General features: G+C 44.6%; 17 protein-coding genes. 3 read left to right on the top strand and 14 right to left on the bottom strand.

The annotated features are described in order from the left end of the window. Window positions 1-293, bottom strand: a 293-nt coding sequence (locus tag HF894_RS09755) for a hypothetical protein (RefSeq protein ID WP_204972050.1), incomplete at its 3' end; no start/stop codon positions are given. 106 nt (window positions 294-399) lie between these two features. Here HF894_RS09755 and trpS point away from each other — a divergent pair. Continuing rightward, a complete protein-coding gene (gene trpS, locus HF894_RS09760; RefSeq protein ID WP_021847784.1) occupies window positions 400-1,494 on the top strand; it encodes a tryptophan--tRNA ligase in 1,095 nt (364 codons plus the stop codon). 78 nt (window positions 1,495-1,572) lie between these two features. Here trpS and HF894_RS09765 read toward each other — a convergent pair whose 3' ends face one another. From HF894_RS09765 to HF894_RS09825, 13 genes are all read right to left on the bottom strand, one after another. Then, entirely contained in the window at window positions 1,573-2,766 is a 1,194-nt protein-coding gene (locus HF894_RS09765) for an OmpA family protein (protein WP_204972052.1), read from the bottom strand. 122 nt (window positions 2,767-2,888) lie between these two features. Beyond that, a complete protein-coding gene (mutL, locus tag HF894_RS09770; RefSeq protein WP_204972054.1) occupies window positions 2,889-4,769 on the bottom strand; it encodes a DNA mismatch repair endonuclease MutL in 1,881 nt (626 codons plus the stop codon). 12 nt (window positions 4,770-4,781) lie between these two features. Next, window positions 4,782-5,075, bottom strand: coding sequence for a hypothetical protein (locus HF894_RS09775; RefSeq protein ID WP_021847788.1), 294 nt, complete (start codon window positions 5,073-5,075; stop codon window positions 4,782-4,784). 11 nt (window positions 5,076-5,086) lie between these two features. Beyond that, window positions 5,087-6,748 (bottom strand): OstA-like protein, encoded by a 1,662-nt coding sequence (locus HF894_RS09780; RefSeq protein ID WP_204972056.1) that lies wholly within the window; start codon window positions 6,746-6,748, stop codon window positions 5,087-5,089. A gap of 43 nt (window positions 6,749-6,791) precedes the next feature. Next, window positions 6,792-8,159 (bottom strand): peptidylprolyl isomerase, encoded by a 1,368-nt coding sequence (locus HF894_RS09785; protein ID WP_204972084.1) that lies wholly within the window; start codon window positions 8,157-8,159, stop codon window positions 6,792-6,794. Between the two features lie 10 nt (window positions 8,160-8,169). Beyond that, window positions 8,170-9,021 carry a peptidyl-prolyl cis-trans isomerase gene (locus HF894_RS09790; RefSeq protein ID WP_204972085.1) on the bottom strand — a complete coding sequence of 284 codons (852 nt, stop codon included), beginning with the start codon at window positions 9,019-9,021 and terminating at the stop codon, window positions 8,170-8,172. Window positions 9,022-9,075: 54 nt separating this feature from the next. Next, window positions 9,076-10,512, bottom strand: a complete 1,437-nt coding sequence (locus tag HF894_RS09795; RefSeq protein ID WP_204972058.1) for a peptidylprolyl isomerase — start codon at window positions 10,510-10,512, stop codon at window positions 9,076-9,078. A gap of 206 nt (window positions 10,513-10,718) precedes the next feature. After that, window positions 10,719-12,194: an IMP dehydrogenase gene (gene guaB, locus HF894_RS09800; RefSeq protein ID WP_204969396.1), complete on the bottom strand. Its 1,476-nt coding sequence runs from the start codon at window positions 12,192-12,194 to the stop codon at window positions 10,719-10,721. Window positions 12,195-12,296: 102 nt separating this feature from the next. Further along, entirely contained in the window at window positions 12,297-14,480 is a 2,184-nt protein-coding gene (gene recQ, locus HF894_RS09805; RefSeq protein WP_021847794.1) for a DNA helicase RecQ, read from the bottom strand. A 171-nt stretch (window positions 14,481-14,651) separates the two neighbouring features. Next, complete coding sequence (gene clpX / locus HF894_RS09810; protein WP_021847795.1) at window positions 14,652-15,896, bottom strand: ATP-dependent Clp protease ATP-binding subunit ClpX; 1,245 nt, start codon at window positions 15,894-15,896, stop codon at window positions 14,652-14,654. Between the two features lie 2 nt (window positions 15,897-15,898). After that, window positions 15,899-16,561 carry an ATP-dependent Clp endopeptidase proteolytic subunit ClpP gene (gene clpP, locus HF894_RS09815; RefSeq protein ID WP_021847796.1) on the bottom strand — a complete coding sequence of 221 codons (663 nt, stop codon included), beginning with the start codon at window positions 16,559-16,561 and terminating at the stop codon, window positions 15,899-15,901. Between the two features lie 124 nt (window positions 16,562-16,685). Continuing rightward, window positions 16,686-18,041, bottom strand: coding sequence for a trigger factor (tig, locus tag HF894_RS09820; RefSeq protein ID WP_204972060.1), 1,356 nt, complete (start codon window positions 18,039-18,041; stop codon window positions 16,686-16,688). Window positions 18,042-18,193: 152 nt separating this feature from the next. After that, entirely contained in the window at window positions 18,194-19,135 is a 942-nt protein-coding gene (locus HF894_RS09825; RefSeq protein WP_204972094.1) for an NAD(P)H-dependent flavin oxidoreductase, read from the bottom strand. Window positions 19,136-19,415: 280 nt separating this feature from the next. Here HF894_RS09825 and HF894_RS09830 point away from each other — a divergent pair, with 280 nt between their 5' ends. Together HF894_RS09830 and HF894_RS09835 are read left to right on the top strand one after the other, a co-directional pair. After that, window positions 19,416-21,704: a glycosyl hydrolase family 95 catalytic domain-containing protein gene (locus HF894_RS09830; RefSeq protein WP_246593205.1), complete on the top strand. Its 2,289-nt coding sequence runs from the start codon at window positions 19,416-19,418 to the stop codon at window positions 21,702-21,704. Window positions 21,705-21,750: 46 nt separating this feature from the next. Then, a complete protein-coding gene (locus HF894_RS09835; RefSeq protein WP_204972062.1) occupies window positions 21,751-23,910 on the top strand; it encodes an alpha-N-acetylglucosaminidase in 2,160 nt (719 codons plus the stop codon). The last annotated feature ends 73 nt before the right edge of the window (window positions 23,911-23,983 follow it).

The raw sequence follows: 23,983 nt of genomic DNA on the forward strand, positions 1-23,983 counted from the left end.
ATTGAGTTTCTCATATTTAATCGTTTAGTTCTTGCCGAATTTCCCTCTCCGTTTGTAATTTGTTTTACACTTATTAAGCTAATTAATTCTTCCGTTATTTCGCAGATAATTTCACAAGCACATAATACCCTGATAATAAACAACATAGAAACAAGACAATGATAAAAATCCAGAGAAAAAGAAAAGAATAAGGATCTAAAAGTGCTATTAGGATCCATCATTGCACTACAAAAAATACCAACAACTAAACAAAGAGAATTCATTACGGAACTTATAAAACGGATATCGTCCAAGATAGCAGGTCGCTTTTTCTCGCCCGCTTCCACTAATATATCTGAAAAAAGAGCTAACTTTACGCCCGCAACAAACTAGTCAGCAATAAATAAAAAGAAGATATATATGGCAAAAGAGAAAATCATCCTCACAGGCGACCGCCCAACTGGACGCCTGCACATAGGCCACTACGTGGGCTCACTACGCCGACGCGTGGAACTGCAAAATGCCGGAGATTACAAAGATATGTTTGTCTTCATAGCCGACGCACAGGCCTTGACAGACAATATGGAGAATCCGGAAAAGGTGCGTCAAAATGTCATCGAAGTGGCATTGGATTACTTGGCTTGCGGACTGGATCCGACAAAGAGCACGCTCTTCATCCAATCGCAGATACCGGAACTGTGTGAACTTTCGTTCTACTACATGGACCTGGTAACCGTATCACGCCTGCAACGCAATCCGACTGTAAAGACCGAGATTCAGATGCGTAACTTTGAGGCAAGTATCCCCGTAGGTTTTTTCACCTATCCCATCAGCCAGGCTGCTGACATTACGGCTTTCAAGGCTACGACCGTACCTGTAGGTGAAGACCAGGAGCCTATGCTGGAACAGGCCCGTGAAATTGTGCGCCGTTTCAACTACATTTACGGCGAAACACTGGTAGAACCGGAGATCCTGCTACCGGACAATGCCGCCTGCCTGCGTCTGCCAGGAACGGACGGTAAAGCGAAAATGAGCAAAAGTCTGGGGAACTGTATCTACCTGAGTGACCCCGCCGACGAAGTACAGAAAAAAATACGCAGCATGTATACGGACCCGGATCACTTGCGTGTACAAGATCCTGGTAAGGTGGAAGGCAATACCGTATTTACTTACCTCGACGCATTCTGCCGCCCCGAACACTTTGAACGCTATCTGCCGGATTACCCCAATCTCGACGAGCTGAAGGCTCACTACCAGCGTGGCGGTTTGGGTGATGTAAAAGTGAAGAACTTCCTGAATGCCATCATGCAGGAAACTCTGGAGCCCATCCGTACCCGCCGCAAGGAATTCGAACAGGACATACCGGCTATCTACGACATGCTGAAAAAAGGTTGTGAGAAGGCTCGTGAAACGGCAGCCGCCACACTGGACGACGTTCGCCGTGCCATGAAGATCAACTACTTCGACGATGCGGACCTGATAGCCGAACAGGCCAAACGTTTCCGCGGAGAATAATAACAAGAAACAAAAAACAGAGGCTGAACTCCCCACAAAGGAATTCAGCCTCATTTTTATTCACCTATAAGTCCCAGCTTATCGGGCAGACTCTACAACCACGACACGATTCAAAATCGGTTCGCCGAAAGAGTCGACTGCTTCTGCAGTACCTACCAACAATTTTTCACGATCTACACCATACTTTTCAACCAATACATTGATTACAGCCTCGGCACGTTGGCGAGCCAGTTTCTCATTGTACGCAGTAGTTCCCGTAGCAGCATCCGCATAACCATTGACTACGTAAGTAGCTTCAGGATATTGCTTCATGGTTTCTGCCAAATAGGACAGATTCATCGCTTCACGAGAAGAAACCTCAGCCGAACCGATGGTGAAGAACACTGTACGCGGTACAATGACCGGTTTGTTCACCACAACTGCTACTTCTTCCACCACAGGTTCTTTGCTTTCGGCAGCCTCTAAAGCTTCTGCCAATCGGGCATTCTCCGCGGCCATACGATTCATCTTGTCGCGCAACACAGCCAAACGAGCTTCGGATATGGCAGGTGCTTGAGGGCGATTGAACCCACGACGGGGGAAACGATACGTGAGCCCAACCGTGGCACTGACGAGACCATCATAGCCCTTACCACCGATACCACCGTCAAACTTATCCTCAGTGGCTACAGCACTCAGCTCCACATTAACATCTAACGCATCGCATACCCGAAAACGGTTGATGATACCGGCATTGACTGACAAAGCTTCACGATGGGGAGTAGAATAATTGTGCGTAAAGCCGACACCTACATAAGGAATGACCTCGTAGACCCGCGAAGGATTGTAGCCTCCAAACAAGGCATTCATGTTGAACATCACGTCAGCGTGGAGATTCATGTAATTGAAGCGTTGCTTATAGTAGCCACCGTCCTGCATGGCACCAACCGCATAATCAGATCCCGCAGAAGGAACATAACCGCGTGCCTGCAGACCGCTATACTGCAAACGGGCACCCATACCCGGAGTAAACCACTTGCCTACAGCTACGTTCAATGTAGGACTGATACGCTTGCCGAAACTGCCGGCAGCATCATAATCACCAAACAGTACAGTAGCACCATAACCAAACGAGACAAACCAATTATCCCAAAAGGGATTGGTAACAACCGCGTACTTGTCCTGACGCACTTCTACGACTTCCAACACTTCTTCTGTAACTTCTGTCGTGTTTTGTGCTACAGCGGCAACCGACAATCCGGACAAAGCCAGCAACATTAGATTCTTTTTCATACTTTTTCTTTAAAATAGTTTAGGTTTATATTCTGTCCACTCACACAGTGGACACTCATATAAACACCAGAACCTGGAAAAAGTTCCGAAAAAGATCTTTTCCTTTCAAAAAAGCATCAATATCATTTGGCAAAAAGCCGCTCAATTTCTTCTTCGCGGATTGTAGTCAGTACAACACGCCCATCAGGAGTATAATTGGGAGACTCGCATGCAAACAGACTATCTACCAAAGCAGACATTTCGTCTACACTCAGTACTTGTCCATAAACAATAGCTGCCGCACGAGCCAAGGTCAATGCCAGCATAGACTGTACTTCCTCTTTCACATCACAGCCTTTCTCCAAAGTCGTATGCACCATATTACGCACCAGTTCCACAGGCTTCAGTCCCTCGATACCCGAAGGAACCCCGTTGATGGCATAGCTGCCTCCACCCAAAGAAGTCAACTCAAAACCCACAGCAGACAAATCCTCCTGAATATCTTCGAGTACAGCCACCTCAGACGCCGGAAACTGAACAATCTCAGGGAACAATACGCCTTGCGCCACACCATGCTTTTGACGAATTTGCTCCATATATCGGTCAAACAAAACACGTACATGAGCACGATGCTGATCTATCAGCATCAAACCAGACTTAACGGACGTCAAAATATAACGCCCCTTGAACTGCCAATGCTGGCCGGAAGTTACATTTCCTCCCTCGGACATCATCGAAGGAAGCGGTGAAGAAGACTCTTCCGATGGTACTGAAGCAGGAGACAATTCCTCTTCGACCGGCTCATCAGGGACAACCGGATCATTCATCCGACTAGCTTTCTCCAAACCGGCATAAAGGCTTTCCCACTCTGTCTGAGGACGTGAATAAGAACGATCGCCTCCATAAGAAGAAGAGGTTTTAAAAGGATTAAAATCAGCATTATAGTGTACCTGAGGAGGCTCTATGGGCCGAGGTTGCTCAAAAGCAGGAATATCCGGCAGACCTTCGGTATCGAAATCAATAGATGGCACAGCATTGAACTTGCCCAAAGACTCCTTGACTGCCGCAGAAAGGATTTGCCAAATGGCCTGTTCATTCTCAAACTTAATCTCGGTCTTAGTCGGATGAATATTCACATCGATATTGGCCGGATCCACTTCAAAATATATAAAGTAAGAGATCTGTTCACCCGCCGGAATCAAATGTTCGAAAGCATCCATTACAGCTTTATGGAAATAAGGATGCCTCATGTAGCGCCCATTTACAAAAAAGTATTGGTGCGCTCCTTTCTTACGTGCGGTCTCAGGCTTGGCTACATAACCAGATATCTTGACCAACGTCGTGTCTACCTCTACCGAAAGCAGCTGCTGATTTAACTTCTTGCCAAAAACAGCCATAATACGCTGACGTAAAGGCATGACAGGCAGATTGAACAATTCACTGTCATTGCTGTAAAGGTAAAAAGCGACATCCGGATGAACCAGAACAATACGTTCGAACTCAGCCAAAATATTACTCAATTCCGTAGAATTGGCTTTCAAGAATTTACGTCGGGCAGGAACATTAAAAAACAGATTTTTTACAGAGAAATTACTCCCTTTAGGACAAGACACAGGCTCCTGACTTTCAACTTTGGAACCAGCCAGCAACAAGCGTGTACCCAGTTCCTCATCGGCCAGTCTTGTTTTCAGTTCGACTTCGGCAACAGCTGCAATGGAAGCCAAGGCCTCCCCACGAAAGCCCATCGTACGCAAGGCAAACAAATCAGCAGCTTCACGGATCTTGGATGTAGCATGTCGTTCAAAAGCCAGTCGGGCGTCTGTTTCGGACATACCTTTACCGTTATCGATCACCTGTATGCCTGTTTTTCCGGCATCTGTTACCAATACATGAACTTCCGTGGCTTCTGCATCGATGGCATTCTCGACCAATTCCTTGATAACAGAGGCAGGCCGCTGTATCACTTCGCCAGCTGCAATCTGATTGGCCACCGAATCAGGCAGCAAATGAATAATATCACTCATGCCTATGCAATTTTAGATTATTCCGTTACTGATGGCATACCACAGATAAGCCAGCAACATAATGAAAAACAGTATGACAATAAAATGCAAAGGACGTTTTCCGCTCTCCTTACGACGTTTCAGGTGAGTAGTTCCTTCTATGAATTTTCCACGAATATCTTCGGGATTGAATTCTTTTTTCTCAGTCAGCATGCCTAACTCACGCTTGGCATTCTCTTTCATCTTGTCCAACTTTTCCTTACGCTCGTCCACGTAAATATAGGAATGATGAAAGCCTCGTGGTTTTCTCATCGTAAACATACCCATAAAGCACTCTCCTATTTTTTAATTCGTTCGATATGCATATCACGCGGAGAAACAGTCGGTCGACGCGAGCTTTGCTTCAACACTGCATCCGACTTCTTACCCCGCCAATTGAAAATATCCTCTTTGTCCAAAGGACGAATATAATCCAGCCATACGAAAGAAGGCAAGCGGTACTTATCAGCAGGAATCTGCTCCATCGGGTAAGCAGTACCGTTAGCTTTCCCGATAAAGGCTCCCCGTTCCATTTTTCTATCCTTCAACATCATTCTCAGGAAACCGCCTTCAGAATAATTCATCAAAATCAACGAGCTGTCACGTTCCTCTACTGGATAGAAAATAACCAATACATTTCCATTCACATCCACTTGACGCATTTCACCACCAACAAAATAGGCCTTCATTTCTTTCCCGGATACTTGATTGTAGTGCAAGGTGTCTTTCTGTTCTACAGTCAGTGCCTGATTAATGATATGCGCCCAGTCGATAGTGCTATCATTCATGTAAACCTTGATTTGTTCACCCAACAACTGTTCAGACCCATACCAAAGTACCGGATCAGTATACATGGTCATACAGGAATCTTTGGAATTATAGACCAACGAGTCGCAAACAGCCTGTATATCTGTACGGAAAGCACGCACCTTGTGATAGACACGCATTTCACGATACATGGAGTCGGTGTTCAAATGATAAGTTACCAAACGTAGCGTATCACCATGCATAAACAGGCTGTCACCTTGTGAATAATCCACCGCAACAGCTCTATCTGTAGCCAAAGCATTACCGGTCAATTCATTATAAAAACAATAATCGCCGGTCAGCATATTACGATTTACCGTATCATTCATCTGCACATGATCGAAAGCCTCACCATATCCCAGCTTGCGATCGTAGAACAAGCTGTCACCCGTCAGTTTCTTTCCCTGATTGGTTAAAATAGAACGGTCCAGCAGTTCAGCCTGCTCTGTCACAGTATTATATATACCACGTTCGGAATAAATATGATTATTGTCACTTACAATATCCGAAGGTCCTAAGATAGTAGCCACTTTGGTTTCCGTATGATACTTCAACGTATCAGAAGTCAAAACAAAACGAGGATTGGTCAGCTTCACTTCATGGTTGAACACGGCTATTTTAGTAGCAGGACTGTATTCTCCCCATACGGAAGTCAACACATTCTCTTCGTCTGTCAGAGTACCGCCATCAAAATAATATCCCAGATTGTAAATACGATCGTAATTCAAACTGTCTGTAGTCAGCTCTGTATTACGATTAATCATCCGTACGTTCTCACGAAGCATAGCCAATTGGGCCATCCCATCATAATAGAGATAATCACCGTAAATGAACAATGTATCGCCTTGTTCCATCCGCACATTTCCAAAAGCCTCTACGGAATTGATGCGTTTGAAAATCAAAGCACTGTCACAGTACATATACATACTGTCATGGCGTAGCTTCACTGACCCAATCAACACCTGAACATCCGGCCGAACCTGATCATCGGCCTGTGCCTCATCTGCATACAACAAATCAACACGGGTCTTTTTTTTCTCTGGCTCTCCCTTCTTATCCTGCGCACTGAGCAGACAGATGCCAAACAGGCATAGAATACCTGTCAGAAGATATCTATGCCTGCTTAGGAATTTAAAAACAATTCTATTGTGCATATAGCTAGTCTAACATTCACAGACTGTATCTAAACAGCCAAACTTAATCCTTAATCCAGCCCGGATACTTGAATTCACACTGATTCCAGCCTTCCTTAATACGAACATAAGTATGACGCTGCTTCTCACGTATCCATTTATCCAGTACTTCAGCACGACGCTTCTCGAGTACCAGATCTTTCAAATTCTGATAATCGTCCGTAATAGTAGCTTTATGACCGTTGATACGACTTTTCAGCTTGACGATTACACATTCCTCCTTACCTGTTTTTTCAGGGATCATGGTAAAGGCTTCAGAAATTTCACCTACATTCATTTTATCGACCACCTTGGCAATCTCGGGAGGAAGTTCCTGCATCTCGAACTTCGATGTATTGTTGTTGGGATTGGGCAACAAACCGTGATTATTACGAGTATCCTTGTCTTGCGAAATAACCGCTGCAGCCTCTTCAAATGTAAACTTATTATTCCGAATATCGTCAGCAATAGAATCAAGACGAGCCATACCGGCTTCCAATGCACTTTCAGGCGTATGGGGGCGCAGCAATATGTGCCGAACTTTAATACGGTCACCACGTTTTTCTATCAACTGGATAATATGGAAACCGTATTCCGATTCCACCACTTTAGAAACTTTGGTAGGGTCCTGTAAGTTAAAAGCGACATTCGCAAAAGACGGATCAAGCTGTCCACGACCATAGAAAGGCATTTCACCACCATTAATAGCCGACGCACGATCCTCGGAATACATACGAGCCAAAGTAGAGAAACTGGTTTCACCCTTGTTAATGCGATCGGTAAACTCACGCAAGCGTTTTTTCACCTCTTCTACTTCTTCTACCGGAATTCTAGGTTTCTGTGTGATAATCTGTACTTCTACCTGTGTAGGAATATAAGGGATACTATCCTGAGGCAAACTTTGGTAATAGCGACGCACCTCAGCAGGCGTAATTTTCACCTCACCTACCAACTTCTGCTGCATGCGCTGCACCGTCAATCCTTCACGGGCATTCTCACGTAAGGTTTCACGAATTTGCGTAGCACTCTTGTTCCAATATTCTTCCATCTTCTCCATAGAGCCGATGCGGCTGACATATTGGTTGATCATGAAATCTACCTGGCTTACGACTTCACTCTCAGACACCTCTATACTATCCAAGGCAGCCTGATGCAAAAACAACTTCTGCACAGCTATTTCTTCCGGAATGACACAATATGGATCGCCATCGAACCTACGTCCGTTGTACAACGCATCCAAACGCACTTCTTCCACATCAGATTTCAATATGGCTTCGTCACCAACTACCCAAACCACTTCATCAATCACATTGTCCTGCCCCCATGAAGATACAAAAGGCAGTAGCATAAAAGCCAATAAAACTACAAACTTAACGTTCATACACTTTTTCATTCCTAATATCTTAGTTCTCACAATATTTAATCTTTCCATCTTCGATAGCTTGCTTATACAAGTCATCTTTCACTTTATTCAGGAACTCAACTTGCTTCCGATTCAACACCAGATCATTTACCAACGGCCTAGCCGCTTCATAAGGTTCTTGGGCTCCTGTGGGAATATATTCTGCAACATTCAAAAAATACCAAAAAGCCGTATCCTTGACTTCCACCCGATGATTACGGGAAAAATAAGTATCTATATCCGACGTATTCAAAGGTATCCATGACAAAATCTCCGAAGCTGGTACCCATTTGTCATAAAAATACTCATATTTCACAGCATTCTGCAAACTATATTTTTCCAAGTGCTCAACCGCAGACTGCCTTTCATCTTTATACCACTGGCGTACTCGACTCAACTGCGGAGCTGTCAAAGGGACCTTGATGAACAAACCACGCATCAATGGAGCATCAGCTTTGAACACAGCTTTGTTTTGCTCATAATATTCCTGTAGCTCCTCTTCTGTAATTTCTTCCGACAATTTCTGATGGATCAATGCCTGCTGATAAGTATGCATAATCAACGCTTTCCGATAATTGCGCACCAATTTTTCTATTTCATCATTATTGGGCACATTATTTTGTGCCTTTTCATATAATAAAATATCTTCCGCCCAATTACGTATATAATGTTCTGCAAACAACAAACTGTCATCTCGATTTTGTCCAGCAGGCTGTACTGCCATCAAATCCTCCTTGTACAAAAAATTACCGTCCAGTTCCACCAAAGGCGTTCGCCCTTTATGGTCGTACTGTGACTCTTTACATGCCCCCAGAAGGAACAAACAGAGACAAAACAGACAAAATTTTCGAATTGCCACTTTTTTTCTCATATTTGGAATACGAAGATAGCGGTTTAATCAATTGCTTCAGTGAGAATTAACGGTTTTTAAAACCTCTTCGTTTATTTCAACCTTAGAATCACGACGAAGTTGATGCAGCCAACCATCTTCTAAATTACGATAATAATCTGTCCAAATCTGTTGCCCCACATCTTCCCAACGTACAGGTCCCTTACGTTTTTCTCCTAAAACGATCCAATAAGGGTAATCTGCCAAAGATTGAGGTTTGTCTTTTTTAAAGATGCGACTGTCTACAAAGGCATTATCACCAGGAGCAAACAAACCTCTCTCTGCTACGACATTTGCCTGCCCTCCAGTATTCACGCCCAAACGAATAGCTTCCGTCCAGTCTTCCTGAGGGATTTTTTTAAGAAACTTCCGTACTTGTTTTGCCATACGCTTCGTCTTACAATGTAAAACGATTCCATCGTAACGTTCTTCCGGCCAATTATAACGTTTTGCATGCTTCTTAAAGTATTTTGCTATACCAGCTGAATCCGTTTTAACTAAATTACGGATTTCCCGATGCACGATTGCACTACCCAACAAGCTATCCCGAAAGAAACACAACTCCCATCTTAAATCAGAACCATCAGCCCCCAAATGAGTATAGGCACAATCTAATACCGATTTTGCAACAAATGCATCCAACTGTTTACGAACAGAAGCCGGATAGGTCCTTGCAAACAAAGCAAAATCAACCCCAGTATATGCTTTCCCGTTCAAGGTGAATAAAGTATTAGTACTCTTCCCCTCTCGCAATAGTTCCTCTACCCCAGACTTATCTGGCATATATCCATAACACTGTTTCAAGGAATCAATTGACGAAAGGAGCAAACGACTGTTTGGCTGGTTCAGCAACCGTTCCTCCAAACCCTGACGGACTTTCTCTGAATCAAGTTGTTTCTGATATTCCAGCACCTTCACTATATGAATTCCCTGGGGTGTAAAAAAAGGATTAGACACTTTACCGACCGGTAAGTTAAACACGACTTCTTCAAATTCGACAGGCATCTGCAAAAGAGTTACCCAAAACGTCCCTTTATCTTCAGAAAAACGATTTACACACTCATCAAACTGTACCTTTCCATCTTTCAATAATTGATACAAAGAGTCCATCTGAGTTTCAATCTCATGAAGCCTCCATGCTGAAACATTCTGAGGAATATACTTAAATATATGACTTACAAGAGCACGACCTGCATACTTCCGTTTCTGTAAAAGACGAGAATATTCATTAATTAAAGAATCTGCATGCCCGTTATTCCACAAACATTGTTGTAGCAATCCATGACAATAGGAACTTAAAAGCAAGCGAATATCAGGCACCGTATCCAGTTGATTCTTTTCAGCAGCCAAGGCCTTAAGCTTGAAATTTATAAACTGCTCCAAACTAGCAGACTCTTCCACATGCTTGGAACAAAAATACCTATATTCAGCTACATCGACAGGTTTTCCGCCCACGTGCATCAACACTGTATTCGACTGTGCCCGACACCACCCCGACACGACCAAGGCGCACACACACAACCACCAATATTTCAACACCATAGTTCCTAAATCGTATTCATATATTCATAAAAACAGGCACGGACAACACCATACTACAGTCCCTTTTCTAAAAGACCTGCAAAATACGTGTTGTCCGTGCTTCAAAGTATAATAAACGGTTATTCAGGTCGGCTATAATTAGGTGCCTCACTGGTAATAGCTACATCATGCGGATGACTTTCAAGTACACCTGCATTAGTAATACGTGTAAATTTAGCATTGTGCAGCTGTTCAATGTTAGCAGCACCACAATATCCCATACCTGCACGCAAGCCACCAACCAACTGATAAATTACTTCATACAGCGTACCTTTATAAGGAACACGGGCTGCAATTCCTTCCGGCACCAGTTTTTTCACATCGCTTGTTCCACTCTGGAAATAACGGTCTTTCGAACCGTTTTCCATCGCTTCCAAAGATCCCATACCACGATAAGACTTGAACTTACGTCCATTAAAGATAATGGTATCGCCCGGTGATTCCTCTGTTCCAGCTACCAAAGAGCCAATCATCACACTGTAACCGCCGGCAGCCAATGCCTTCACAACATCGCCAGAATAGCGCAAACCACCATCGGCAATCAAAGGAACACCCGTTCCTTCCAAAGCCTTAGCAACATCGTAAACAGCAGACAACTGAGGAACTCCCACACCTGCTACTACACGAGTAGTACAGATAGAACCCGGACCAATACCAACCTTCACAGCATCAGCTCCAGCCTCAACCAGCATTTTAGCAGCTTCACCTGTAGCAACATTACCCACGACAATATCAATATCCGGAAATGCTTTTTTAGCCTCCTTCAGCTTTTCAATCACATATTTGGAATGACCATGAGCCGTATCAATCACAATAGCATCCGCACCAGCTTCTACCAATGCTTTCATACGATCCAATGTATCAACTGTAACACCGACACCTGCAGCCACACGCAAACGGCCCTTAGCATCTTTACAAGCCATCGGTTTGTCTTTTGCCTTCGTGATATCCTTGTATGTAATCAAACCAACAAGCTTATTGTCTTTGTCAACAACCGGAAGTTTCTCTATTTTGTGTTCCTGCAGGATTTGTGCAGCGGCCTCCAAATCAGTTGTTTGATTGGTCGTAACAATATTTTCTTTTGTCATTACTTCATCGATGCGCTTGTTCTGATCTCTTTCAAAACGCAAATCGCGATTGGTAACAATACCCACCAAATGACCTTCATCATCGACCACAGGAATACCACCAATCTTGTACTCAGCCATCAAAGAAAGTGCATCAGCCACTGTAGATCCCCTCTTAATTGTAACAGGATCATAAATCATTCCATTTTCCGCACGCTTTACGATAGCTACCTGACGAGCCTGCTCTTCAATGGACATATTCTTATGAATTACACCAATACCACCTTCACGAGCAATAGCAATCGCCATTTTCGCCTCCGTAACTGTATCCATCGCGGCCGTTACAAAAGGGATTTTCAACTCAATGTTTCTTGAAAACTTTGTCGAGAGTTCGACAGTTTTGGGGAGCACTTCAGAATAAGCGGGGATTAGCAGTACGTCATCGTACGTTAATCCATCCATGACAATTTTATCTGCAATAAATGACATAAGACGTATAAAATTTATTGCGTGCAAATATACGTTTTTTATTCCATTTTACATATATCAGCACGCAATAAATTTTCTTTTTTTAAAGCCAAAGACAAAAAATCAATTTGCCATTTCAGATATGAATTTGATACGAACCAATCTCACTTCCTCCTCTGTAAAATCGTCACCCAACTCTTCCAAGGCATCGTCAATATTATCTGTTGTCGATTCTTTGAAATAGTCGTAAATGTCCAGCATGTGATCCTCATCCATAATTTCTTCCAAGAAGTAATCTATGTTCAGTTTGGTACCTGAATAGACAATCGCTTCTATTTCATCCAGCAGTTCATCAAATTCAATACCCTTCGACACAGCAATATCGTCAAGCGCAACCTTACGATCGATGGCCTGAATGATAGCAACCTTCATCTTAGATTTATTAGCGACGGTACGAACACGCAAATCCTCAGGACGTTCTATCTCATTTTCTTCGCAATGACGCTTGATCAATTTACAAAACTCCTCGCCATATCTCTTTGCCTTTCCAGCACCTACACCCGGAATATTCTGCAGTTCTTCCAGCGTAATAGGATATATCGTTGCCATAGCCTCCAACGAAGGGTCCTGGAATATTACATAGGGCGGCACTTCCAAATGCTTAGACATTTTTTTACGCAGATCTTTCAACATGGAATACAAAGCAGGATCGACCGCACAGGCACCGCCTCCTCGAGCAGGTGCTTCTTCTTCCATTTCTTCAAAATCATTGTCTTCTGTTATCTTGAAAGATTTAGGATGCTTAAGAAATTTCTTTCCTTCATCCGTCACTTTAAGCAAGCCATAGTTTTCTACATCCTTACTCAGGTAACCTGCTATCAAAGCCTGACGGATTACGGCATTCCACGTCTTATCTTCTTCACCCATTCCCGAACCGAATACTTCGAGATCTTCATGCAAATGTGCCTGAACTTCCGACGTTTCACGTCCTTGAATGACATCTATAATATAATCTGACTTGAAATTCTCCTTTACAGCGAGAATAGTTTCAATCACAGTACACAATAAGTCTTGAGCTTCCACTTGTTTTTTAGGATTTAAACAATTGTCACAATTACCACAATTTTCCTCCGTATATTCTTCGCCAAAATAATGCAATAAGGTCTTGCGACGACATACGGATGACTCAGCATACGCAGCGGTTTCCAGCAGAAGCTGCTTGCCTATTTCCTGTTCTGCCACAGGTTTGCCCTGCATAAACTTCTCCAGCTTCTGCAAGTCCTTGTTTGTATAAAATGTGATGCACTGACCTTCACCACCGTCTCTTCCCGCACGTCCCGTTTCCTGATAATAGCCTTCCAGGCTCTTAGGAATGTCATAATGAATTACGAAGCGTACGTCAGGCTTATCGATACCCATACCAAAAGCGATAGTAGCTACAATGACATCTATCTTTTCCATCAAAAAGTCATCCTGATTTTGCGAACGGGTAGCAGAATCCATACCAGCATGATACGGACGAGCATTGATACCATTTGCCTGCAGCACTTCAGCCAATTCTTCCACCTTCTTACGGCTCAGGCAATAAATGATACCAGACTTTTCCGGATTGTTCTTGATGAACTTTATAATGTCCTTATCTATATTATTCGTTTTTGGACGTACCTCGTAGTAAAGATTGGGACGATTAAAGGACGACTTGAACACCTTCGCATTGGTCATACCCAGATTTTTCTGAATGTCATGCTGCACTTTGGGAGTAGCCGTGGCAGTCAGAGCTATCAAAGGAGCTTTTCCAATCTCATTAATAATGGGACGAATACGACGATATTCAGGACGGAAGTCGTGCCCCCATTCCGAGATGCAATGTGCTTCGTCTACTGCATAGAACGATATTTTCACCGTTCTCAGAAACTCTACATATTCATCTTTCGTCAACGACTCTGGAGCGACATAGAGCAATTTGGTCTTTCCGCTCAGAATATCCGATTTTACTTGATCGATGGCAGTCTTATTGAGAGAAGAATTAATGAAGTGCGCTACTCCGTCTTCTTCACTGAAATTGCGCATGGCATCCACCTGATTTTTCATCAACGCAATCAAAGGAGATATGACAATAGCAGTTCCATCCATCAGCAATGAAGGCAACTGGTAGCACAACGATTTTCCACCACCGGTGGGCATCAGTACAAAAGTATCGTTACCATCCAGCAGATTTCGGATGATCGCCTCTTGATTTCCCTTGAATGTATCGAACCCGAAGTATTTCTTCAGTTGGTCTGTCAAATTAATCTTCTTCTCTGCCATGTTTCTAAATTAGAATGTTGTTTATTACACGTTCTTTTTCTCTCTCCCCTGAAATGTTTCTTTCAAGAGTCCTAACAAAGTTATAAACAACTTCTCAATTTTCAAGCAAAACACATCGAATATTTTTAGGAAAAAACACTAAAAACGCTTCTTATGCTTCATTTCATGCTATTAAGCATTCTGCAATCTGGCAATATTGGCCTTTTCCAACTGATGTTTGGCATAATCCAACGTCACGGTAAAGGTTTCTTTCCGCTCAGAAGGAATCTCAAACATGGCATCCATCATGATGGTCTCGACAATGGAACGCAAACCGCGAGCACCAAGTTTGTACTCCACAGCCTTGTCCACAATATATTCGAACACGGCATCTTCGAATTCCAACTTCACACCGTCCATCTCAAAGAGTTTGACATACTGTTTGATGATGGAGTTTTTGGGTTCCGTCAAGATGGAACGCAAGGCAGCACGGTCCAACGGATTCAGATAAGTGAGCACCGGCAGACGACCGATAATTTCCGGAATCAAGCCAAAGGACTTCAAATCCTGAGGAGCAATATATTGCATCAGATTATTCTTATCAATGGTAGCCGTATTGCGTACAGCACTATAGCCTACAACATGGGTATTCAGACGTTGGGCAATTTTCTTCTCGATACCGTCAAACGCTCCGCCACAAATGAAGAGAATATTCTTGGTATTAACCGGTATCATCTTCTGTTCAGGATGTTTTCGTCCACCCTGGGGAGGTACATTGACTACCGAACCTTCGAGCAACTTCAGCAGCCCCTGCTGTACACCTTCACCACTGACATCACGAGTAATAGACGGATTGTCTCCCTTACGGGCAATCTTATCAATTTCATCTATAAACACAATACCACGCTCAGCTTCAGCTACATTGTAATCAGCCACCTGAAGCAAACGGGTCAGAATGCTTTCAATATCCTCACCTACATAGCCAGCTTCGGTCAGTACCGTAGCATCTACAATCGTGAAAGGCACATGCAACAGCTTGGCAATGGTACGTGCCAACAGTGTTTTACCTGTACCCGTACTGCCCACCATGATGATGTTTGATTTTTCAATCTCCACATCATCACCGCTATCTTTCTGCAACAAGCGCTTATAATGATTGTATACAGAAACGGAAAGAAAGCGCTTGGCATCGTCTTGTCCGATGACATATTGATCCAAGAAAGCCTTAATTTCCACAGGTTTGGGCAGTTCCTTCAGATTTAATTTCTTAGTACCGTCCTTCCGCTTACTTTCCATGGCTTCTTGCGTGATTTCGTAAGCCTGCATGGCACAACTATCACAGATGAAGCCGTTCATTCCTGTTATCAGAAGTCCGACTTCATCTTCCGTGCGACCACAAAAGCTGCATCTGTTCTTTGTTCTTTTTGAATCAGCCATATTTATTTCTTAATCAACACTTCATCTACCATACCATACTCTTTAGCTTCCTGCGCAGTCATCCAATAATCACGATCGGAATCAGCCCATACCTTATCAAAGGGTGTATGTGAATGGTCGGCTATGATCGTATAGAGTTCTTTCTTCAATTTCTGAATTTCACGAGCTGTAATTTCGATATCCGAAGCCTGTCCCTGTGCTCCTCCCATCGGCTGATGAATCATGACACGCGAATGAGTCAGAGCAGAGCGTTTACCTTCAGCCCCAGCCACCAACAATACAGCCGCCATACTGGCTGCCATACCCGTACAAATAGTAGCAACATCACTGCTGATAAACTGCATCGTATCGTAGATACCCAGACCGGCATATACTGAACCGCCCGGTGAATTAATATAGATAGAGATATCCTTACCCGGGTCTACCGAATCCAGGTAAAGCAACTGCGCCTGGAGGGTATTAGCCGTATAATCGTCGATCTGAGTACCCAAAAAGATAATGCGATCCATCATCAGACGGGAGAACACATCGAGCTGGGTAACATTCAGCTGACGTTCCTCCAAGATATAGGGATTCAAATAACCGGCCTGCGACTTGATCACATCGTCCAATACAAGGCTGTTCATTCCCAAATGCTTGGTGGCATACTTTCTAAAATCATCCATAATCTTTCTTACTTAATTAAATGCGGGTGCAAAGAAACAAAAAAGAATAGAGAGACACAAAAAAATCGGGGATGTTTGAAAAGTTTTTCAAACATCCCCGATTATAACAATGATAAGTCAAATCTTATTCGAACATTTTATTGAAATCGGCAGCCGAGATACTCTTATGCTCCAACGTAACCTGAGGCTTCACAGCAGCTACCAGCTTCGTCTCTACCACGCGGTTTACAAGACCTTCAATGCTTTCTTTCTTTTTCAGCATTTCCTTGGCATAGTTATTCAACAGGTCTTCAGGAACATTCAACATGCCATACATAGCAAACTGTGCACGAGTTGATTCCTTGGCCATGTTGGTAATATCATCCTGCTCAACCTTAATATCGTTAGCCTTTACCAGCTGTTCCTTAATCAGATGCCAAGTCAGCTCTTCGATACTCTTGTCGTAGTTTTCCTCCACGAACTTCTCGCCCTTATCAGCGTTGTTAGCCAGCATCACGCGCTTCAGCAATGCATCAGGGAATTCCAGCTTGCCAACTTTCTCCATCATTACCTTACGCAGGTCGATGAGGAACTTATAATCGCTATCGGCTACAAACTGCTTGGCAATTGCTTCTTTTACTTTAGCACGGAATTCTTCTTCCGTCTTCACTACGCCTTCGCCAAATACCTGATCAAAGATTTCCTGGTTCAAGTCGCCAGGGACAAAACGAGTGATTTCTTCTACCTGATAGCTGAAGTTGGATTTCACCTCGGCAGCGGCTTCTTTGTCGATCTTCAGCAACGAAGCCAATTCGGCAGGATTACCATCCCAGGCTGTGTGCGGGTTGAATACGAGCACGTCATTCACCTTCGCATTGGCAAAGATAGCCTTCTGCTCGTCGTTCTTCATATAAGAAGGCATCATCACGGCACCTTCTACCTGAATGCCGCCTTCCTTCGTGTTACCCTGCTCGTCAAGTTCTGCCAACAGACCCTTCAGCATATCGTTGTCTGCATATACATCTACCTTGTCATACTTGCCGTTACGCTGTGTGTAAGACTTCACCTGATTGTCCACCATTTCGTCGGTAACCTCGATGTCATAGTAGTCTACCTTGTCGGCAGCGCTTACTTCAGCCTTGAATTCGGGAGCCAGTGCGATATCGAACAGGAATTCGAACTCTTCCTGCGTATCGAAGTCAATGGCGGGCTGCTTGTCCTCGTTGGGCAGCGGCTCACCCAGGATGTTCACCTTATTGTCTTGTATATACTTGTATACAGTTTCAGAAAGCAACTTGTTCACTTCCTCAGCCAATGCCGACTTGCCATACATCTTCTTCACGAGGCTCATCGGAACCATACCTTTACGGAAACCGGGCATCTGAGCTTTCTGACGGAAAGACTTCAGAGCCTTGTCTACCTTCTCCTGGTAGTCAGCTTTCTCAAGCTTTACGGTAAGCAGTGCGCTCACCTTGTCAATGTTTTGCAATGAAACGTTCATCGTAACAAATTATTTATTTGATTTATACTATATTCCAAAATCTCAAAATGAGTGCGCAAAATTAGTGTTATTCTTTCAATTATCAAAAAAACGGGAAGCAAATTATTTTTAAGAGAGACTTTTCACATCTTCCCCAAACTTACTCCAACCAGCTACATTTCAACCAAATGTCCCAACTGCCCTCTATATTCCGTGATCAAACTATCAAAAACTTCCTGCACTGTAGGAATACTCCGTATCAGATATGCTACTTGCCCGATTTCAAGTTCCCCTTCGTCAAGATATCCCTCAAAAATTCCCTTCTTCGCTTTACCGAAGCCTACTATTTCCTTCAGTTCTTCCACAGAAGCGCCTCTATTTTCAGCCTCTTCCACTCTACGGAAAAATTCGTTCTTAACAAGTCGGGTTGGTACCACCTTCTTCAAAGACAACATCGTATCACCTTCCTGCAAACCGATACACAAATTCTTAAATTCTTCGCAAGCCGAGCTCTCTTGGGTAAGGGCAAAGCGGGTACCAATCTGTACGCCCTCTGCTCCCAGCGCAAAAGCAGCCAGCATACCGGTTCCCGTACCTATTCCGCCTGCGGCAATTAAAGGTATATCAATGCTTTTCCTTACATGAGGCACAAGCACCATCGTTGTTGTTTCTTCCTTTCCGTTATGCCCACCAGCCTCAAAACCTTCTGCCACAACAGCATCCACTCCTGCTTCTTGACACTTCTGAGCAAATTTAGTGCTGGATACCACATGGGCTACTTTTATCCCCGCTCCGTGCAACTTATCCGTCCATATCCTTGGACTTCCGGCAGACGTAAACACCACAGGAACTTTTTCTTCCATAATAACATCCATCATAGCTTCTGCATGTTTATACAACAAGGGGACATTCACACCGAAAGGTTTGTCAGTCGCAATCCTACATTTTCGGATATGCTCCCTCAGTAAATCAGCATTCATCGAACCGGCACCAATGAGTCCCAATCCGCCAGCATTACTGACCGCTGATGCAAGCCGCCAACCACTGCACCACACCATTCCACCCGAAATAATGGGATATTGTATCTCAAAAAGCTCTGTAATTCTATTATTCATCATCTATGTTCATTTTAAGCCATTCATATATCAATGGCTAAAAATACGAAGTTTTTTTATTTGAAGAATGGCATCCACAAAAAATTTGCCAAGCCACCACAAAATTAATATAATCATGAGATTTAAGCCTCTTTTTATTAAATTGAAAAACAGCAAGACCCCCCCCTTAAATTCCATATCAAGCGAGAAAAAAGACGAAGTAAAAACAGTAAATAGCTCCGATCCTCTAACAGATTTGTATATAAAAGAATTATATTTGCAAAGAAAAACAATATTCTCCATGAAAAAAACAAGAAACATTGGCTTGCTCGTGCTTATGGCCACGAGCCTGGGTCAGCTTAATGCAACTCAGACTACCGGCGGACTACCTTTCGAAACCACCGCCACAGTATTCCACCCCACAGACACACCGGCTTCAGTCCACGGCCTCCAGTTCAGACAACTGCCCCAAGTTTGGGACGAAGGCATCCCCTTGGGCAACGGCATCATGGGAGCGCTCATCTGGCAAAAAGATGACAGGCTACGCCTGGCTCTTGACCGTGCCGATTTGTGGGACCTGCGTCCCGTCAAAGAGTTTTCAGGCTCCGACTATACATTCCGTTTCATCTGTGAAGCCGTAGAAAAGAAGGACATGAGTCCCGTCTACAGGTTAATCGACGACCGTACGAGTATAGACATCGCTCCTTCCAAAATTCCTGCAGGTGCCATCGAAATACCTATCGCAGGTTTAGGGAAAGTAAAAAGTACAGAATTGGACGTTCACACAGCTGTATGTACCATCACATGGGAAAATGGCACGACTGCCCAAATCTTCACCAACGCCACAGACAAAGTTGGACATTTCCGATTCACCCATCTTCCACAAAAGCCTGAAATTTTGCTGGAAGCTCCTTCTTACGAAGTTCCTCAAGGAACAAAAATCGAACGTAATTCACTGGCACGCCTGGGCTATAAAAAAGGAAAGGTGATCGTCAAAAAAGACCATATCACCTATCGACAAAAAGCCTACGGAAACGTAAGTTACGAGATAGACGTACGATGGAAACAGCCCGACCCTCAGACTCTGGAAGGAACTTTCTGTCTGACCACACAAGGCACTCCCTACAGCGAAGCCACACAAGCTTCCCAACAAATGGATAACTACGCAAAGGACTTCACAGCCGCCTTGCACGAACATACAGACTGGTGGAAAAACTACTGGGAACAATGCAGTCTCAGCCTGCCCGATGACCCAACGCTGGAAAGGCAATGGTACTTGGAAATGTACAAATTCGGTGCCGCCTCGCGCAAGGATGCGCCTCCCATCTGCCTGCAAGCCGTCTGGACAGCCGACAACGGCCAAACTCCACCCTGGAGAGGCGACTTCCATAACGACCTTAATACACAACTGAGCTACTGGCCGGGCTATGCGGCCAACCACCTGGAAGAATCCGCCGTTTTCACTGACTGGCTCTGGCAGATCAAAGAAAACAGCGAAGCCTATACTCGCCAGTTCTTTGGCGTAGAAGGCTTGAACGTGCCCTGTATCTCAACGCTAGACGGCAAGAATTTGGGTGGATGGAATCAATACTCCCACCAACCCACTGCTTCGGGATGGCTCGCACAACACTTTTACCTGCAATGGAAATACTCAGCCGACGACATCTTCCTACGCACGAGGGCATATCCTTGGGTGAAGGAAGCGGCACGCTATTTTGAGAACATTTCCGTAAAAGACGAGAACGGGAAACGCAAACTTCCCTTGTCCAGTTCGCCCGAAATCAATGACAATAGTCTGGAAGCCTGGTTCAAACAGACCACCAATTTCGATCTGGCATGCATCCGCTTCACATATCAAGCCGCTATCGAAATGGCCAAACACTTACAATTGGACAAGGAAGTTGCACACTGGCAAAAGCAGCTAAGCGAATGGCCCAACCTAGCAACAGACAGTACCGGCCTGACCATCGCTCCCAACTATCCACTTGAATACACTCATCGCCATTTATCGCACCTGCTGGCCATCCATCCGCTAGGACTTTTAGACGTATCACAGGGAAAAGAAGCCCGCCGCCTCATCGAACGCTCCATCCACCATTTCCAAGAGCTGGGAACTCAGGGATGGGTCGGTTATACCTACACTTGGCTTGCCAACCTCCAGGCCCGTGTATTCGATGGTGATGCCGCTGCACGCTCACTCCATATCTTTGCCAAAGCCTTTTGTTCGCCCAATAGTTTCCATCTGAACGGTGACCAACTGAAACAAGGGTTTTCTGGCTTCACGTATCGTCCTTTTACCCTAGAAGGCAACTTCGCCTGCGCATCAGCCATACAGGAAATGCTCCTGCAAAGTCACACTGGCATCATACGGGTGTTCCCCGCCTTGCCGATGAGTTGGCAAAATGCTTCTTTCAAAAATCTTAGAGCTATGGGAGCTTTCTTAGTCAGTGCCACCTATCATAACGGCGAAACAGAAAGTATCCATATCACTTCGGAAAAAGGTGTTCTGTTGAAAGTATTTGATCCCTTCACCCGTAAAGTGATTGAAAAACAGATGAAAGCTGGTGAAGTATTCAACCTGACCCGATAAACTTTATAATCCACCCATATTCAAACTTTAAAAAGCTGGATTGCTTATGCCAAAACTAACGTTTACACTGATCGGCCTACTCTTTCTGACACTGACAAGCCAGGCAGGAACGCCCATCAACGGATTATTGGAACGTATCGACACAAACGCCTCCCGCAAGTTTGCCATCGAATATGTAAAGTCGGATATAGATTTCTTTGAACTCGACCAGAAAGGGAAAAAGGTTGTTATACGAGGAAATAATCATGTAAGTATTGCGACAGGTATCCACTGGTATCTGAAGTATTACGCCGGTATCCACCTGACATGGAACAACATGCAAGCCAAGCTGCCGGACGTACTTCCTGCCGTCACGAAAAAGGAACGACACGAAACAATGCTGAAGCATCGCTACTACCTGAACTACTGTACCCACTCCTACTCCATGGCTTTCTGGGACTGGGAGCGATGGCAACAAGAAATAGACTGGATGGCCCTACATGGCATCAACCTGCCTTTGGCCATCACTGGTACAGCCAGCGTGTGGCGAAACGTACTTATACGACTGGGCTACAGTACGGATGAGGTGAACAACTTCGTGGCAGGACCCGCTTTCCAGGCCTGGTGGCTAATGAACAACCTGGAAGCCTGGGGAGGTCCCAATACAGCCAACTGGTATGAGCAACAGGAGAAATTACAAAAGAAAATACTCAAACGCATGCGGGAATTCGGCATAGAACCGGTTTTACCCGGCTACTCAGGTATGGTGCCCAACAACGCCAAAGAGAAGCTAGGACTGGATGTGTCCGAGCCCGGTCTGTGGTGCGGCTACCGTCGTCCTGCCATCCTACAGCCTACCGATCAGCAGTTTCAACATATAGCCGACCTCTATTACGAAGAGTTGACCAAACTCTACGGAAAAGCCAACTACTACAGTATGGATCCCTTCCACGAGGGGGGCAGCGTAGCGGGTGTAGACCTCGATGCCGCTGGAAAAGCCATTCACGCCGCCATGAAGCGGGCCAACCCGAACGCCGTATGGGTGGCACAGGCCTGGCAACGGTGTCCTTATGAAGAGATGATAGCCAACTTGCCCGCAGGCGACCTGATTGTGCTTGACTTGTACTCGGAAAGCCGTCCACAATGGGGCGATCCATCCTCAACATGGTATCGTGAAAACGGATTTGGCGCTCATGACTGGCTCTACTGCATGTTGCTCAATTACGGTGGCAATGTAGGATTGCACGGAAAAATGACACATGTCATCAATGAATTCTACAAAGCTCGAGACAGCCGTTTTGGACAAACATTAAAGGGGGTAGGCCTAACGATGGAAGGAATAGAGAACAACCCCGTGATGTACGAACTGCTATGTGAACTGCCTTGGCGCAAATCCCTCTTCACCAGTGACGAATGGTTAAAAAACTACATCCGGGCACGCTACGGAAAAAGTGACCCACAAATCGAGGAAGCATGGGAACTGTTACGAACCAGCATCTACAACTGCCCTCCATCTTCTACCCAGCAAGGCACACACGAATCCATTTTTTGCGCACGTCCTTCGCTCAAGGCTTATCAAGCTTCCAGCTGGTCGGAAATGCAAGACTATTATAAGCCGGAGGACGTTATCAAAGCAGCCGGACTGATGGTGGAAGCTGCTCCCCGCTTCAAAGGTAATAACAATTTTGAATACGATCTGGTAGATATCGTACGTCAAGCCGTAGCCGAAAAAGGTCGTTTGGTCTATTCCGTCGTGACAAGTGCCTATCTCGCTGGAGAAAAGGAACTGTTCAAAGCAGCTTCCTCCCACTTCCTGCACCTGATAGAGCTACAGGACAGTCTGCTGGGCACGCGTGATGAATTTCGCTTAGGGAAATGGATAGGAATGGCCCGAAACATGGGCAAGACAGACGCCGAAAAAGACTGGCTGGAATGGAATGCCCGTGTGCAGATTACCACATGGGGCAATCGGCAAGCTGCCGATGCAGGAGGCCTGAGGGACTATGCTCATAAGGAATGGAACGGGCTACTAAAAGATTTCTATTACCTGCGCTGGAAGGCCTATTTTGATTATCTGGAAGCCAAGTTGAACGGACAAGAACCTGAAAATATAGATTTCTATGCACAGGAAGAAGCTTGGACGCAGAAACAGAATCCTTATCTACAGGAGACAGAAGGAGACGCCACTAGCATGGCACAAACTATCTACAGAAAAATCTTCCACTAACAAAAATTTAGGCACAGATTATACGAACGATCCCATTTGACATTCATATAAGTCTGTGCCTAAAAACAATTAA

Source organism: Caecibacteroides pullorum (assembly GCF_019239235.1).
Lineage (GTDB): Bacteria > Bacteroidota > Bacteroidia > Bacteroidales > Bacteroidaceae > Bacteroides > Bacteroides pullorum.